Here is a 16093-nt window from a genome sequence, read left to right as displayed (position 1 = left end):
TCCAAAAAGTGGTCGATGCCAATCCGTAACTGGACGTCTGCTCTGAATCGTTTTATGATTATGTTTGATGACCGTATCAGTAAGCATTTAATCTAAATGGCAGTTACACAGAATTCGGGATGGTCTCAACATACATCATCAAAAACTTTGGCACGTCAACTTTTCAGTCATGAGGTGCCAAATTATCTGTATTAGAACTTACTACACTATGAGAAACTCTTATCTATATATGAGTATCTTTAGGTAAAAGTATCAAAGATCACTTGTTTTGATAGCATCTTTGTTCTCAAAGTCAGCCAACATTTCTGTGATTAGTTGATCTTTTTGATGCCATATCTGTTCTACCCAATCAAACATCTGTGCTTTTATCGCTTCATCTGTTTCATAGCCACCGTTTTTGATCGCCGTAAACAGGTCTTTGGGTATCTCAATATGTCGCACATCGACGCCTAGACGTTTGATGTTACCTTTCCATAGATCACTATAAGCTGGCACACCGTCAGGGTAGACAATCGTCATGTCCAAAATTCCATCAATCTCTTCCCCTAATGCACTCATAGCCAGTGATAACCCGCCAGCACGTGGCTTAAGTAAATGCGTATACGGGGATTCTTGTTTATCATGTTTGCTAGGGGTAAAGCGAGTCCCTTCTAGATAGTTCAATAGCGTAAAAGGCTTGTCCTTGAGCAATGCACATGCTCGTTTCGCTTCTTCGATATCCTTACCCTTTAGAGCAGGGTTTTTAGCGATGGCTTCTTTAGAATGTCGACGCATCATAGGAAAGTCGAGAAAATAGAAAGCTTGACCAATGACGGGGATGTATATGAGCTCAAACTTGGTAAAAAAACGCGTTAATGGCAAACGTTTTTCGCTGATATATTGCACGATACTGGTATCAACCCATGACTGATGATTGCTCACCAGTAGATACTTACCGTTGGTATGCACATCATCAGGTAAGTTAATGCGCCAGTCTTTGCGCGGTAATACGTTATCGATCAATGCATTGTTACTATTGATCCAATAGTTCGTCACATCGATAACGGCTTTGTCAGCGATGGCAGCACCGGTGATAGCCTTGGTAGCACCCATTACCCATACAGGTAGCCCAGCTAACATACTATTAAAGGTAATAACGCTGGTTGCCGTCGTCAGTGAGGCAGCTTTGCCCAGTTTTGGAGCGCGTTCATGTAGTTTTTGAACGATTGATTTCAATCGCATATCGAATCCTTTTACTCATGCCTATGATGAGATATTGATAATGTTGCTGCATGATTTTAGCAGAAATCAATCTCAGTGTACGAGTGTTAACAACAAATAATAAACAGCATTGGTGAATTAGAACGTACAATTATATCAAGATTTTGCCAAAGCGAAATACGAACCAGACCATAAACACAGTCTGTTTTATTTATAAAAACTAACCGATAAAAAATGAAATACAGATTAATTAAAAGGGTAAGTGTCTATGATGATATTTCGAGCTCAAATATAGTCCTTATATGCTGGCTAGTCTATGAGTTTCGTCTAGAACCTCTTTTTATAGCTTCACAGTGCTACTCAAACATTAGTACTGAGCAAATACTAATGAAGTTAGATATGAAGCGACTGCGTTTGATAGCAATTAAGTTATCAATAAACAAAAAAAGGGCGTATCAAGAATTATCTCGATACGCCCTTTGCAATTTAACTGATTAGATATTGATCAGCTAAATAATCGAGTGAATCAACACTCTATATCTACTATATCAATTAGCCGTGCATACCACGGATAGGGTAGTTGTTTTCTGGATTTCTAACGAAAGCTAAACCGTTTGCCAAGGCTTCAAGGTCTGGTCTAGAGAACGGTGCATTTGAGATATCAACGATATGTACTTTTCCTTCAGCATTGATAACGAACACAGCAGGCTCAGCGAAAGGATGATCAGTTTCTTTTTCTGAACGTGGGTCAGAGATGTATAGAGCTAGCGTGTTCATCTGCTCGATAGTCAGACCATAAGCCATAGGGAAACTGACATCTATCTGATCTAGATGGCCTTCTAACTGTTCTTTGCTGTCTGCAGATACTGCAATGATATCGACACCGACGTCATAGAAAGACTGTTTTACTGTCTCTAAGGTATTTAGATATTTTGTGCAGATTGGGCAATGCTTACCACGGTATACAACAACCAGTTTTCAGGTTTGCCTAATGAAGTCATTTCACCGTTTAATACTTGTACTTCCATTTCAGGAAACGTAGTACCGGCTTGAATTTTTTGAGCATAATCTGTTGACATAGTTCTTATCCTTTTTAATAGTATTTTTATGGTTGGTATTTAACAGCCTTACATTAGCAGTCTTAAGTGCAAAAGTATGGGATGTTTACAGTAGTCCCAAGTAGTAACAGGAAAAGTTAACATCACCTTTAAAATTGCTCAATAAGACTACTTAAGTAAGCTAGTAAGTCATAGACAAAGCGTCTATTTTTTCGCTTCTTCAGTTGTCTGAGCATCTAGTTTATCTTGAGTTTTTAGCTCGAAATCTGAGGCATCATGACGTTCGTGTAATTGCTCAGCAGGTTCACCCCAAGTACGGTTTACCTTACGACCACGTTGCACAGCAGGACGCTCTAAAATCTCAGTTGCCCAGCGGCGTACATTTGGATAGCTCTCAACTTGTAGGAATTCTCCCGCATTGTATGCTTCACCTAGTATTAGATTGCCATACCAAGGCCAAGTGGCGATATCTGCAATCGTATACTCATCGCCACCTAGATAGCGATTTTCTGCAAGCTCTCGTTCTAGTACATCTAATTGGCGTTTTACTTCCATCGTGAATCGATTGATAGGGTACTCAAATTTCTCTGGCGCATAAAAGTAGAAGTGTCCAAAACCGCCACCTAAGTAAGGGGCAGAGCCTTGTAACCAGAAGAGCCAATTCATCACTTCAGTACGTGCTGCTGCATCTTTAGGCAGTAGTTTTCCGAATTTTTCGGCAAGATAGAATAAAATAGCGCCACTCTCAAACACTCGGCTACCAGTCTCTGTATCCAAAAGTACAGGAATTTTTGAGTTTGGATTTAGCTTAACGAAACCTGATGAGAACTGTCCGCCTTCACCAATTTGAATCAGGTGCGCGTCGTACTCAGCTTCTGTTACACCTAACGCCAATAATTCTTCGACCATAATAGTGACTTTTTGACCATTAGGGGTGCCCATTGAGTAAATTTGCAAAGGGTGTTTACCGCGAGGTAGTTCTGCTTCATGCGTTGGGCCAGCGATAGGGCGGTTGATACTTGCCCACTTGCCGCCGCTTTCTGCATCCCATGTCCAGACGCTGGGTGGCTCGTAATAATTAGAGTTTGACATAATGATGATACCTTTTTATATACTGTGCTCAGTAGGGTGTAGTTGGTAAATCAGGTCCAGTTTATTGTTTTTATTCTGGCATGTCTGCTAGTTGCTTTAAGATGTTTTTGTAGTTTTCTACACCTTGCGCGCCACTCACCAGATGCCGACCATTAAAGATAACGGATGGTACGCTTTGAACACCTTGCTGCTTTGAATGCTGTACGGCTTCACGTATCACATTGGCAAAGCGTTGATCTGCGATAACGGCGAGTGCTTCATTACGATCTAGTCCAATATCTGCTGCGACATCTGCCAGTACGGTACTGTCAGCCACGTTTTTATTATCAACGAAGTGTGCAACGAATAATGCTTGTTTTAGGTCGTGCATACGTCCTTGCTGATCAGCCCAATGCAGCAACTGATGCGCATTAAAAGTATTGTAGGTACGGAAATCATCGGCAAACTGAAAATTAAATCCAGCTTCTGCACCTGCTGCTGTCATTCTAGCTCGGCTCTCTTTAACGTCTTCAGCAGTTGTACCGTACTTCTCCATAATATGCTCACGATAGTTTCGTCCTCCGTGCGGCGTATTAGGATTTAGTTCAAATGGATGCCAATGAATCTCGTGCAGCGTGTTGGTTTGTTTTAATGCCTCGGCTAGTTGACTATAGCCGATAGCACACCAAGGGCACACAACGTCTGACACGATGTCTATTTGTAAGGGTTTTTTTACCTGTTCCATAGGATCTCTCATTAGCGATGAATTAAAATGAAAAACTGCTGCCCGAAGATGTTTCGAACAACAGTATGAAAACATCAAATGGACTGTGTCAGCATTAGCTGAAAAACGTATTAGTCAGCTTTGTGCCATTCAAATTTCTGGAATGGCTTGTCGACTGGTGTGTTAGCTAGGTGGTTCGTATAGTTACTCATGACTTTTTGAGCTGCACCAAGAATAACTTCAAGAATCTGACGCTTAGTGTAGCCAGCATCTAAAAATGCTTGAACCGCGCTGTCATCAACGTTACCACGACCACGTACGACAGAAAGTGTAAAGTCACGTAGCGCTTCTAGACGTGCAGTTGGTAGCGGCGTCTCATCACGTAATGCATCCGTGATAGCGTCATCTACTTTCATGCTCTTAGCTATACCAGTATGCGCAGGCACACAGTAATGGCAAGCATGTTCAACGTTGATAGTTTGCCATACAACAGTGGTTTCTTCATCATCAAAACTGCTGTCTAAAAACAGTTGATGTAGCTTTTGGTAGCCTTCGAGCAAGCCAGGCGCTTCAGCCATCACGGCATGTAGGTTAGGTACCATGCCAAATGCTTTGATAGAAGAATCAAGTAGGTCTTTGCTTTCTGCTGGGGCTGTGTCTTTATCGTGTAGAGTAAACTCGGTCATAATATAATTCCTAATAATAGGTTTGAGATTTAGTGTGTTTTAGAGTTTTCATGCCCGCTTCAAAGCAATCGCTGATTTACATTTAATTATTAGCTTGAGTAGTTACTCAAAATTAGCAACTTTGCTTAGTAAGCGAGTCAATAGAGACTACTATAAATGATATTGAGCAATCGCTCAATAATTATTTGAGTAATCGTTCAAGTAAATTGTAATGGCTCAATTACATTCCTCTGCTTAATTCATATTATTCTATTAATATCAGCATCTTAAGAAGGTAACACCGTGTAAGTAATAAGAGAAAATAACGGTAAACAAGTGATTGTTAGCGTTAATAACGTTATTTTCTCTAGTATTACGGGCAAAGCTTATTGAAAGGATTGAGTGAATCGAGATTAATTAACTTCAGTCATCTCATGTAGAACAAATGATTCAACCGCGCCGTCTGTTGCGGCAGAGAAGTCTTTTAAGTGTTGATTTTCCATATGGGTTTGCCATAGCTCGCGCGTAGCCCAGCTTTCATGAAACATAAAGTGAGAGGGTTTTTCATTATCTTGGAACAAATCATAACGAATACAGCCTTCTTCGCTGCGAGTAGCTGGTATGAGTTTTTCGAGCTCAGCTTTTACGAGAGCGATGCTATCGTCCTTTGCTGTTATGTGAGCGATGACGGTTAATGTAGTCATTTCTAATCCTTTGAATTGGTGTGATGGTTAGGTGAGTTTTGAGGATGTCTGTTGGTAAAAGAGTCTATATGCGAACAGAGTTATATCGACACTGTGTTTATTATATCAATATATAACATTACTTGAACGACCGTTCATTTGTGGTTATAGTGTATATCAGACAATAAAAATGTGCTTCAAATTTCGACGTCTATTTTTGTTCTCTCATTACAGCTTTTATAGTCATTAGTATAGTCACTAGATTTGATAGTCATCAAACGACTGTCTTCATATAATAGGATAAAGTTATGCTTAAATTTTATTTTCATCAAACGCCAAACCCAATGAAAGTAGCATTGTTTCTTGAAGAAACTGGGCTGCCTTATGAACTTGTTGCAGTAGATACGCTAAAAGGTGAGCAGCATACACCTGAGTACCGTGCTATCAACCCAAACGGCAAAACACCTGCTCTAGAAGATGATGATAAACGCGTGTTTGATTCTACGGCAATCTTGATGTATCTTTCTGAAAAAACAGGCAAGCTGGCAGGACAACCAGAAGATCGTAGCGAGATGCTGTCGTGGCTAATGTTTGTGGCATCTGGATTGGGCCCTTTTTCTGGTCAGTCTGTTCACTTTAGACATAAAGCGCCAGAGAAAATCCCATATGCGATTAATCGCTACCTTCGTGAGGCTGAGCGTCATTATGAAGTGCTAGATGCGCACCTAGAAGGCCGTGAATATATGGTTGGTGATAGCTACTCAATCGCTGATATTTCTACTTGGGGCTGGATTGATAAGGCGACAGTTGTGCTAGGCGAAGGCGGCTTGGATAATTATCCAAATCTAAAGCGCTGGTTTGATAGCATTAATGCTCGTCCAGCGGTACAAAAAGCTCGTGGCATTCCTAAAGGTATTGATTTTAAAACTGAGTTTGATGACGTTGCTGCACGCGCGCTTTATCCGCAGAACTTTGATAAAAACAGTTAATCGAAGCAAAGAGACTTAATAAGTCTTATAATATAAAAAGTGATTAAAACCAGTAACTAAGGTTGATTCTACAAACTTTGCCTTAAAATAGATTTTAAGGCAGAGATATTAAGGTGAAAATTATGAGTGCTCCGATAAAATTCAATCGTGAGGATGTGATCGAAAAAGCAAAAAATCTCTATTGGGAAAAAGGCTATCACGCGACATCCATGCGCAATTTGCAAGATGTGGTGAATATGCACCCAGGTAGTATTTATGCAGCTTTTGGTAGTAAAGATAAGCTATTTACAGAGTCGCTGAATCGCTATGCTGCAGATGGTGCCAAGAGGTTGGCCGACTGTATTGAGCAAAAAGACACAGTGCTAGATGGCTTAAAACATTTTATCCATACGGTGATTGTCTGTAATAGTGCTACTGCGCCTAGCGGTATGTGCATGATCGTCAAGACAGTCGCTGAGCTTACTCAAAACGATAGTCCAGATCTACTCGCACATGCAACAAATATATTGGAAGGTATAGAGGCGTCGTTTGCCGTGCTCTTTGGGCAAGCCATTGATAGCGGTGAGATTAGCGCAGAAAAAGACCCAGTTGAGCTGGCGCGTTATTTCCAAATTCAAATTATAGGTCTTAGAACTTATGCGCAGGTCACTAATGACAATGATGCGGTAGAGAAATATATCGATGATATTTTTAAAAATATCGTATAGCAAGGTTGTGTAAAAAGCAGATTTTTTAGTTATGACAGCTCGCGCCTTTTGTCGTTGACCAATCATCATAGTATTACTAAAAACCGTTCCAAAAATCTTACTCAAACTTAGTCGATATTAACTAGGTTTGACGTTTTCTTTCTGCTTAATTGTCATGCGCTACCTCACGTTTGAGATTTAGACTGACCACGACTCCACAGACTTTTTTTAATTGGCGATGGAACTCACCGTCCAATAAACAGGATTATATGGCTGTTAAAACAACAGTCGCATTATTTAAAATATTGATGCTGGCGTTGAGGTCACGGTCATGAGAAGCCTGACAGTTAGGGCATAACCACTCACGCATTTTCAATGTTAGCTGATCTTTACCAAGGATATGATTGCAGTTTGAGCAAGTTTTTGAGCTTGGGTAAAAACGCCCAACCGATTTAACCATCTTACCTTGCTCGTTGGCTTTGTAGATAAGCTGACGCTTAAATTCGAAGAAACCCAAATCACTGATTGCTCTTGATAATCGCCTGTTCTTAACCATACCTTTGACGTTCAAATCCTCAATCGCAATCACATCGAACGTTTTAATCAAATCGGAGGTTATTTTGTGCAAAGAGTCTTGCCTGATACATCTGATTTTATAGTGCAAACGAGAGAGCTTGGTTTTCGCTTTTTCTCTGTTTTTACTGCCTTTTTTAGTGCGACTGAGCGCTTTATTTAGCGTTCTTAGTTTTTTAAGGTTTGTTTTGAGCGGTTTTGGTGCTTTAATTTTGGTGCCGTCCGATAAAACTAACAAGTCGGTAATGCCAAGGTCGATACCAACGCTTTTACCTGTCTTTTTAGTAGGAAGTACAGCTTTTTGTATTTCAACTGCCACACTAACAAACCACTTACCACCACGTTTAGAGATGGTAGCTGACATGATCTTGCCTTCAAATCGCAAAGCTTCTTTTAAGCGAACCCAGCCCAAGTTTGGGATACGAATGGATTTACCTTTGATGGCAAATTGGTCGTTGGATAAACTAAATCTGTCGTCACGTCCTTTTTTACGAGCGGTTGGATATTTCGCTAAGCCTTTAAAGAAGTTGTTATAAGCATCACCCAATTGCATGATTGCCGCTTGCGGAGCACACTTGGTGACCTCCAGCATATAGGGAAACAATTCACGCTTAATGGCGTTCAATTCGCGCCTGAGCTTCGCTTGTGAGGGTTTGTTTAGCTTTTTGGCATCAATTTCAACGCCTGTGACCAAACACGCATCACGGTACGCCTTGTCAAGCGCATACTGCCGTTGCCACTCATGCAAAGCCCAGTGGTAGGCTTTTCTCGCCACGCCACAAGCACGAGCAAGATGATTTGCCTGTACGTTGTTAGGTTTGAGTTCGATTGAGTGACCACGGATCATAATGCTTTTTTAACCGCCTCTATTAACTGTTGGTTTTTCTTGCTGCGAGAGCCGTAGAGTCTTGCTGAAAATATGGTGATAATCTCCAATACATCTTGTGCTAATTCTTGCTCAAAACTAAGCTCCTCACCCTCATTGATTATTACCACTTCAACGTCACAAGCCTCACACAACATGAAAATCAGTTCAGCACCAAATTGCAAAAGCCTGTCTTTATGAGTGATCACCAGCCGTTCAACTTTATTGTCCAGTATGTCGTCAAGCAGGTTTTTTAAGCCTTTCTTTTTATAATTCATTCCACTACCAAGATCGGTAATCGTCTCAAAAGTCCAGCCTTGCTTGGCGCAATAAAGTTCCAAAACTTGAGATTAGCGAAGTAAGTCGTCTTTTTGATCACGACTCGATACACGAGCATAAGCAATGGTTTTTCTGTCTAATTTAGGTGGTGTATTCAAAGAATGTGGTCTGATTTCACTTAAATCATATCGCCTATGCCCGTTTTCGGTTCGCTTGGCGACTAACGTACCATCCTCATCCCAACGTCTTAATGTGGATTGAGCAACCCCGAAATGTTTGGCAGCCTCCCCAATACTAACCAGTTCCCCCATAACTCGCTCTCTATATAATAGATAACAAAAACCCTGATTGCTAGTACATTAGCAATCAGGGTTTTTGTTATCTATTACTGTGCTTTCGGATTGTCATTGATGAACTTCAGTAGAAGCTCAGCCAATGTTTTGCCTTGGTCTTCTTGCAGAAAATGACCGCCATTGACAATAGTCGTATGATTTTGGCCTTTGGTACCCGGAATCAGCTTTTGCATGATGCGATCGCCGCCACCAGTTACTGGGTCGGAATCACTAAACAATGTGATAAACGGCTTGCGCCATTTGCTTAGCACGACCCAAGCTGCACGGTTGTTTTCTGAAGCAGGATCATCTGGTGTCGTGGGCACTAGGATAGGAAACTGTCTAGCACCTTCTTTATAGGACTCATCAGGGAAGGGTGCATCATAAGCATCCAGTACGGCTTGAGACAATGTTGTTGTGGTACCGCTTTTGATGGTGCCTGCTACATTAAATTGCGGTGTCTCCTGAGAAAACTTCTGCCACTTGCGAAAACCTTCGCCAGGATCATGATCCCCAGTCGGTAGCATCGTGTTGCCTGCTGCGACGCGATCGAATTTGTCAGGTTGCGCTGCTACTAAACGCAGACCGATTAAACCGCCCCAATCTTGACAAAACAGCGTGATATTTTTTAAATCTAACTGATCAAATACCGATTGCATCCAATCGACATGGCGCTGATAAGTGTAGTCAGTGCGTGATGCAGGTTTGTCTGAACGTCCAAACCCAGGAAGGTCTGGCGCGATAACGCGGTGTCCTGCTGCTGTCAATATTGGAATGACCTTGCGGTACAGATAAGACCAAGAAGGCTCGCCATGTAATAACAAGATAGGGTCGGCGTCGCTTGGACCTTCATCAAGGTAGTGTACGCGTAGCTCACCACCTTCTGTATCATCGACCATCAAATAGTTCGGTTCAAAATCGTAATCTTGCAAGTTAGCAAAATACGAATCAGGCGTCCTAAGTTTTTTCATATATCATCCTTGGGTTAGAAAAATAACAGTGCATTCTGGTACAGGTGTTAGACAGTCCGTTAGAAGTGAGTCTCTGGGTGCTACTCGACTATCACTTGTAATTCTGGCAATAAGGCTATCTGCTTCCTAGCGATAAGCCTATCTGCTTATAGTCTATATTGATTAAACGTTCAAAATAAAAACTATACCCTACATGCATTCGTTGCTGCAAACATTAATAGTGGATGCGCCAGTAGCATCCACTATATATAGGATAAGTTTTAATATAGGATAGGTTTTGAGTTTCATCTTATAGAGCTAAACTAATCGTGACGCCAGTATACCTTTACCACGACATCGGTACGACTGAGCTCAAGTCGGCCCTTCAGCAATGGGCGCAATGCTTTGGCAGTATTCGCTTCTAGTGCTCCCCAAACTTTATCAATCTCTAAAGGATTGTCAGTCAAATAATCGCCCAATTCACTGTCAATTAGCGTGGCTAACTCTGCCCCTGAGTTAACCTGATTGGTTACTATGGGCAGTACGGTAAAATGATCATCCTTGCGGCTTTCAGTTTCGCAATCAAGGCCACCAAGGCCACTGCGCATTTTTACAGTATCAAAATAGCTTTGATCGCCTGCATCTTGCGTTACACAAATGACCAATGGTGGCGTAGGGTTGTTCCATAGCTCTAGCAGTCGTGCTGCCGTTGGCATCGAGGTCTCATCGACAATCAGTACCGCTTGACCGGCTCGTAAGTGCTCTACTTTTTCCGGAAACTCTCGTTTTGTGACGACGGTCTCGCCTGCTTGTAGTGCTGCTGCCCAGTTGCCACCTGGTGTATCTCCATGCAAAAAAACATCGACCCATGCTCGTATTCCATTATCAGCTTGCCATGCTTTTCTCAAAGTGTAATAGCAGTGAGGACGGGCAGGGCGTACGTTTTCCTTATCGCTACCATTAGTTTTATGGTCACCAGCTTTATTGCCATCAGTGCTGTCAGTCATCAATGCATCGGTCATTGCATTGTGCTCTAAATCAAACAAGTACGCGTAACCCGCTTCGTTGGTAGGTACTGACGTCGAGCTTGTGACGCCCTTAGCATTACTTAACTGAGCGGTATTATTTAATGGCGTATCACTATTTAATGACGGCATGCTCAATTCAAGGCGCAGCATATTTTTGCTGACTCTATAACTACTTTGCACATCAAATACTTGCTTGGTCAGTTTGATTGTTTTTTTGCCTAGCTTTTTATCGGCTCTTTGTTTTAGCAAGATATATTGGGCTTGCAAATCATCAAGCTGGGAGATAGGTGCAGCAAAAGCGATAAAGAAAGTCTGGTTATGAAGCGAGTTATTTTGAGCGTCAGTTGATTGATTCTCTACGCCTTTTGGACAAGTCTGTATGGCAATACCTTCAGCATAAATATCAGTTATTTGGGCATCGACCAGATCCGATTCGGCGGTAGATAATGAGGTAAATGCACTCAAAAATCCAAGCAGTTCGTCGAGGTGCTCCTCATTAATATGAGCGACCACACTTGCTATTTCAGGATCGTTTAGGGAAGTGTATTGGCTGTTTTGGTTATCAGTGTTTTCTGTAGTAGCTAAAAGAAGGTTGGTCATATAAATACTCGCAATCAACAGAGCGTTGAAATTAAAGTGAATGAGTTTATGGTTAATGATAATTGTTTTTGTTATCATTTACGAGTAAAATCAATTTTTATTGTGGTTTGATCGTCAAAAATTGGTCTACAACCGATGGCCGATGAACCATCATTTTTATGACATATTATTTTTATCAACAATGAGTGCTTATATGCTACGTGCAAACCAGCTGACTATCAGCCGTCAAGGAAATACTCTATTAGACAACGTGACTTGTGAGATTGATACCAATCAGCTGGTGGCTCTGGTTGGGCATAATGGGTCTGGCAAGTCGACCTTGATCAAAGCGCTAGCGGGTGAGATGGCAAGTAGTAGCGGCAATGTCACTTTAGATGAGCACAGTATCAATGACTATGGCAGTAAGGAATTAGCGCGGCAAATGGCATATCTGCCGCAGCAATTGCCAGAAGCTGCTGGATTTACTGTGCGCGAGCTGGTTATGTTGGGACGGTATCCGCATCAAAAATGGCTACAAAAGCCCACCCAGATTGATAAAGATAAAGTGGCACAAGCATTAAAAGTGACTCAAACCGAAGCCTTCGCTGATCGAATCACGGCCACGCTGTCAGGTGGTGAGCGCGCTCGTGCTTGGCTCGCGATGTGTCTGGCACAGGATACCCGTTACTTATTGCTCGATGAGCCACTTGCTGCACTTGATATGCATTATCAAATCGAGGTCATTCAGCTCATTCGTCGTTTGGTGGATGAGCAAGGATTAAGCGTGGTAATTATTATCCATGATATTAATTTGGCCGCGCAATATGCCGATCGAGTCATCGCGCTAAAAAATGGTCAAATATGTCACAACGGCGATATCGCCAGTACCATGCAACCTACCGTGCTACACGATATTTTTAATGTCGATATGCAGCTGCTCAGTCATCCTCTTACTGGACAGCCTGTCGCTGTCGCTTAACGTCTGGTTTTTGCCCCTTCTTTTTAATTCGCCTACAAAGATACGCTTTTATGCCTCCCGTTTTTTATATAGATAAATTATCGAAATATCCACTAGTGACGCCAGTATCAATAATGACAACAATAAAATGGTTCGCCCTCGCATTGTGCTTGGTATTGACCGCCTGTAATAGTCAGACATCCACTACCTCAGAAGCAGAAAACAGTCATAGCGATAGGATGAATATTGTCTCTCCCGACTGGGGTAATGCAGCGACTTTAACAGCGATGGGGCATGCACCAATTGCGACAGGTGATGTCAGGGTTTGGGACAGATGGGTGGGAAGCCCCAAACTCCCAACATCGATAACAGACTTAGGCATCCGTTATCAGCCCAATGCTGAACTAATCGCTCAACTGCCTGTCGATATGGTCATAGATAATTATTTTTATGAGCATGCACGCAATTTATACGGCGATGTCCCTGCGGAATCTGTAATGTCTGCGGCAAAAGGAGAGACAGCAACGTGGGCGGACTATACCGAACCAACGCGGAAGCTTGGCATGCTGATCGATAACCCAAAGATGGCTGAAGACTATATTGTACAAAGTCAGAAAGACATACAGCTGGCCAGTCAGCAATTCCAGCAGCGTTATCCAAAAGCCAATAAATTCGCAGTGGTACAGTTTGCGGATGCTAATAACATGCGTATGTATGTGGCGAACAGCCTCTTTAAGCCTGCGCTAGAGCAGATGGATAGAGAGCTTGTGGTATTGGGCAAGGGCAATCAGTGGGGGTTTGTGCCGATACGAATGGGGGATTTGGCGCAATTAGATGATGAGACTTGTCTATTAATTATCGATCCACTAAGCCCAATCACTAGAGCTGAAATTGATGATAGCTTGATTTGGCAGCGTCTAGGTTATGGCAATACCCGCTGTGTGGGCGAGCTACCACCAGTATGGATTTATGGCGGGATGTCGTCATTGGTTAGCTTAGCAGATAACTTGTCAGAAGTTTCATTAAAAGGCGGGGAAGTACTATGAGCGCCAATGTAGATACTAACAACAAAAACAACAAAAACAATAATATCAATAATCACGCCGACAGTTCTCATAACGACAGTTCTCATAACGACAGTGCTCATACGATGACATCAACCTCTCAAGCAGCAACGGTTTCAGATTCATCGCTATCGTCACCCTCATCAACGTCATCGAAACATTCATCATCACCACTGAATCAGCCACCGAACCAACCCAATTCTCAAATTTCCTTGTTTGCCAATTTGTCTTGGCGACTGTGGGCCATGCTCATCGGACTAGCGGCTTTGTCGTTATGGAGTAGTTGGGTACTGATAGATCAGCAGTGGACGCGCCCACTTCGTGACTTGCTTATATCAAGCTCGCAATTGGATATTGCCAGTATGGCGATACAGCTACATATAGTGGCAACCAGCGTGGTGGCGTTGTTGGCTGGCGGGCTATTAGGTGTGGTCAGTATTCTACTGCAGCAATTGGTAAAAAACCCACTAGCATCAGATACGACGCTAGGTGTGGGCGTGGGTGCACAGTTAGCCATGCTTATCGTCACGTTATTTTTGCCAAGCTTGGCTATTTATGGCGGACTTTATGTAGCCTTTGTGGGGGCTATCATCAGTATGGGTCTGGTATTTGCCTTATCAGCACCCAGTCGATTTAATCCATTGATTTTGATATTGGCCGGTTTGGTTGTCAATATTTTGCTGGCCGCAGTAGCCAATGTACTAGTGCTGTTTTTTGCTGAGCGTAGTAATGGCATGCTGTCGTGGGCTGCTGGGTTTTTGGCACAAGCCAGCTGGCATACCAGTATCGCGCTAGTCATCACTGCTATTTTGATGGCGGTCGTATGTCTGCCACTATTGAAACCATTAACGCTAATGAGTCTAGATGACACGCAGGCCAAACGTTTGGGTGTGCCTATTAATGGGATTCGTGCACTTGTCGTATTGGTTGTTGCCGTTGTGACTGCTCTAGTGATTAGTGAAGTTGGCTTGATTGGTTTCATTGGTCTTGGTGCAGCAAGCTTGGTCAATGCGCTGGGCATCTCTGCTATTGGTAAGCGTTTGGCCACTGCCTTTGGGTTGGGGGCGCTGCTGTTATTATTGACTAGCAATGTCGCGTTACTGCTTGAGCCGATACTGGATATGCAGATTCCAGCTGGTGCCATGACAGGTATCTTGGGTGCACCGCTGATTATTTGGCTAATTCTACGTCAGCGTCGCGAGCGGATAGAGACAGTGACACCGATGCTTGCAGGTAAGCATACATCCATTGCCTTTTGGCGATGGGGCGTTGGTGTGCTCGCTATCATCATGTTTGCCTGTTTATTTGTACAAGATATCAATGGTTGGGGGCTCAGTACGGACTGGGCGCTCACGCAGCAGTACCGCTTACCTCGTAGTTTGAGTGCTGCTGCCACAGGCTTGATGTTAGCAGTCGCCGGTGTGCTACTGCAAACATTAACGCGTAACCCTATGGCCAGTCCTGAGGTGCTAGGTGTCAGTTCAGGCGCTGCATTGGGGGTTATTTTAGGATTTTTATTACTGCCAAGTTTAGGGCTATCTGCGGGAGCAGGGACGTTGCTGGTTTCAGGACTGTCAGGGGCGATGGCCGTGCTGCTATTGATTATTTGGCTGGCACGCAGGGTCAGCTCAGGTTATTTATTGTTAGTAGGCATAGGTATTGCCGCCATGATGGATGGGGTGATGCATATGGTCAAGCTCTCAGGAGACCCGCGTCTAGAAGCGATGCTTAGCTGGTTATCAGGGACAACTTATAGCGCTCAGCCCAGTACAGTATGGTATCTCATTGGCATTGCCGCTATCTTATTTATACTCAGTCTACTGCTGATTAAGCCTTTGCGAGTTCTTGGACTAGGTACAGGTGTGGCGCGTAATTTAGGTGTGGCAGTTACGCCAGTGACTTTGTCATTATTGGCATTAGTAGCAGCACTTAGTACGGCCAGCACGCTTGCCGTTGGACCATTGAGCTTTATTGGTTTAATGGTGCCTCACTTAGCTACCTCACTGGGAGCTGTGAAGCTTGAACGACAATTGCCACTAGCTGCACTTTTAGGGGCAGGGGTGATGGTGATAGCGGATTGGATTGGCCGTTATGTTATTTTCCCTTATGAGCTGCCAGCGGGCACGATTGCGGCCATTATTGGTGGTGGATATTTCTTATGGCTCATTCGTAAGGTGCCAGCCTCAGTCAATAGATAGCTCATGTCTTCAAGCATTGAATAGCCGACAATTTTGACTTTATTCAGCAGAGGCCTATCGAATCTTATTTGATCAGCATTTTGATGAGAATAACGATGCTAAGTTTCAGCGAGATTGGATGACGTGTTCGATAGGCTAGCAAAATAATAACTAGGAGCAAGTCATGCCGACCGTCACCCAATTTTATGATG

At 42.9% G+C, this 16093-nt stretch carries 15 protein-coding genes and 1 pseudogene; 5 read left to right on the top strand and 11 right to left on the bottom strand.

Going from position 1 to position 16093, the window contains the following annotated elements:
• Positions 1 to 252 precede the first annotated feature (252 nt).
• The 7 genes from JMX91_RS08845 to JMX91_RS08820 form a co-directional block, all read right to left on the bottom strand.
• The gene (locus JMX91_RS08845) at positions 253 to 1221 is read right to left on the bottom strand and encodes an acyltransferase (protein ID WP_201548651.1); all 969 of its coding nucleotides are present in this window, start codon (positions 1219 to 1221) and stop codon (positions 253 to 255) included.
• Between the two features lie 531 nt (positions 1222 to 1752).
• Complete coding sequence (locus JMX91_RS08840; protein WP_265089185.1) at positions 1753 to 2142, bottom strand: redoxin domain-containing protein; 390 nt, start codon at positions 2140 to 2142, stop codon at positions 1753 to 1755.
• Positions 2124 to 2279 (bottom strand): hypothetical protein, encoded by a 156-nt coding sequence (locus JMX91_RS13395; RefSeq protein WP_265089181.1) that lies wholly within the window; start codon positions 2277 to 2279, stop codon positions 2124 to 2126. The genes JMX91_RS08840 and JMX91_RS13395 overlap by 19 nt, the downstream gene beginning before the upstream one ends.
• A gap of 183 nt (positions 2280 to 2462) precedes the next feature.
• Positions 2463 to 3350, bottom strand: a complete 888-nt coding sequence (yghU, locus tag JMX91_RS08835; protein WP_201548650.1) for a glutathione-dependent disulfide-bond oxidoreductase — start codon at positions 3348 to 3350, stop codon at positions 2463 to 2465.
• A gap of 70 nt (positions 3351 to 3420) precedes the next feature.
• Positions 3421 to 4074, bottom strand: a complete 654-nt coding sequence (locus JMX91_RS08830) for a DsbA family protein (protein ID WP_201548649.1) — start codon at positions 4072 to 4074, stop codon at positions 3421 to 3423.
• 110 nt (positions 4075 to 4184) lie between these two features.
• The gene (locus JMX91_RS08825) at positions 4185 to 4739 is read right to left on the bottom strand and encodes a carboxymuconolactone decarboxylase family protein (protein WP_201548648.1); all 555 of its coding nucleotides are present in this window, start codon (positions 4737 to 4739) and stop codon (positions 4185 to 4187) included.
• A gap of 392 nt (positions 4740 to 5131) precedes the next feature.
• Positions 5132 to 5422, bottom strand: a complete 291-nt coding sequence (locus JMX91_RS08820; protein ID WP_201548645.1) for a putative quinol monooxygenase — start codon at positions 5420 to 5422, stop codon at positions 5132 to 5134.
• A gap of 287 nt (positions 5423 to 5709) precedes the next feature.
• Between JMX91_RS08820 and JMX91_RS08815 the strand changes: the two genes are divergently transcribed.
• Together JMX91_RS08815 and JMX91_RS08810 are read left to right on the top strand one after the other, a co-directional pair.
• Entirely contained in the window at positions 5710 to 6390 is a 681-nt protein-coding gene (locus JMX91_RS08815) for a glutathione S-transferase family protein (RefSeq protein ID WP_201548643.1), read from the top strand.
• Between the two features lie 122 nt (positions 6391 to 6512).
• Positions 6513 to 7097: a TetR/AcrR family transcriptional regulator gene (locus JMX91_RS08810; RefSeq protein WP_101205246.1), complete on the top strand. Its 585-nt coding sequence runs from the start codon at positions 6513 to 6515 to the stop codon at positions 7095 to 7097.
• A 244-nt stretch (positions 7098 to 7341) separates the two neighbouring features.
• Here JMX91_RS08810 and JMX91_RS08805 read toward each other — a convergent pair whose 3' ends face one another.
• The 4 genes and pseudogenes from JMX91_RS08805 to JMX91_RS08790 all read right to left on the bottom strand — a co-directional run bounded on the left by JMX91_RS08805 (position 7342) and on the right by JMX91_RS08790 (position 11703).
• On the bottom strand, positions 7342 to 8496 hold the full coding sequence (locus tag JMX91_RS08805; RefSeq protein ID WP_201548642.1) for an RNA-guided endonuclease InsQ/TnpB family protein: 1155 nt from the start codon (positions 8494 to 8496) through the stop codon (positions 7342 to 7344).
• Positions 8493 to 9104: pseudogene (locus JMX91_RS08800) on the bottom strand (IS607 family transposase). The gene JMX91_RS08805 and the pseudogene JMX91_RS08800 overlap by 4 nt, the downstream one beginning before the upstream one ends.
• 74 nt (positions 9105 to 9178) lie before the next feature.
• A complete protein-coding gene (locus JMX91_RS08795) occupies positions 9179 to 10096 on the bottom strand; it encodes a haloalkane dehalogenase (protein WP_201548641.1) in 918 nt (305 codons plus the stop codon).
• A 302-nt stretch (positions 10097 to 10398) separates the two neighbouring features.
• Positions 10399 to 11703, bottom strand: a complete 1305-nt coding sequence (locus tag JMX91_RS08790; protein ID WP_201548640.1) for a siderophore-interacting protein — start codon at positions 11701 to 11703, stop codon at positions 10399 to 10401.
• A gap of 193 nt (positions 11704 to 11896) precedes the next feature.
• Here JMX91_RS08790 and JMX91_RS08785 point away from each other — a divergent pair, with 193 nt between their 5' ends.
• From JMX91_RS08785 to fhuB, 3 genes are all read left to right on the top strand, one after another.
• Complete coding sequence (locus JMX91_RS08785; RefSeq protein WP_201548639.1) at positions 11897 to 12661, top strand: ABC transporter ATP-binding protein; 765 nt, start codon at positions 11897 to 11899, stop codon at positions 12659 to 12661.
• A 113-nt stretch (positions 12662 to 12774) separates the two neighbouring features.
• Complete coding sequence (locus JMX91_RS08780; protein ID WP_227679342.1) at positions 12775 to 13686, top strand: ABC transporter substrate-binding protein; 912 nt, start codon at positions 12775 to 12777, stop codon at positions 13684 to 13686.
• Positions 13683 to 15902, top strand: coding sequence for a Fe(3+)-hydroxamate ABC transporter permease FhuB (fhuB, locus tag JMX91_RS08775; protein ID WP_201548637.1), 2220 nt, complete (start codon positions 13683 to 13685; stop codon positions 15900 to 15902). Before JMX91_RS08780 ends, fhuB begins: the two co-directional genes overlap by 4 nt.
• The last annotated feature ends 191 nt before the right edge of the window (positions 15903 to 16093 follow it).

The organism is Psychrobacter sp. Pi2-1 (genome assembly GCF_904846645.1).
In the GTDB taxonomy this organism is placed as follows: Bacteria; Pseudomonadota; Gammaproteobacteria; order Pseudomonadales; family Moraxellaceae; genus Psychrobacter.
The sequence above is the reverse complement of the archived record's forward strand: the minus strand, read 5'-3'. Positions and strand labels throughout refer to the sequence as shown.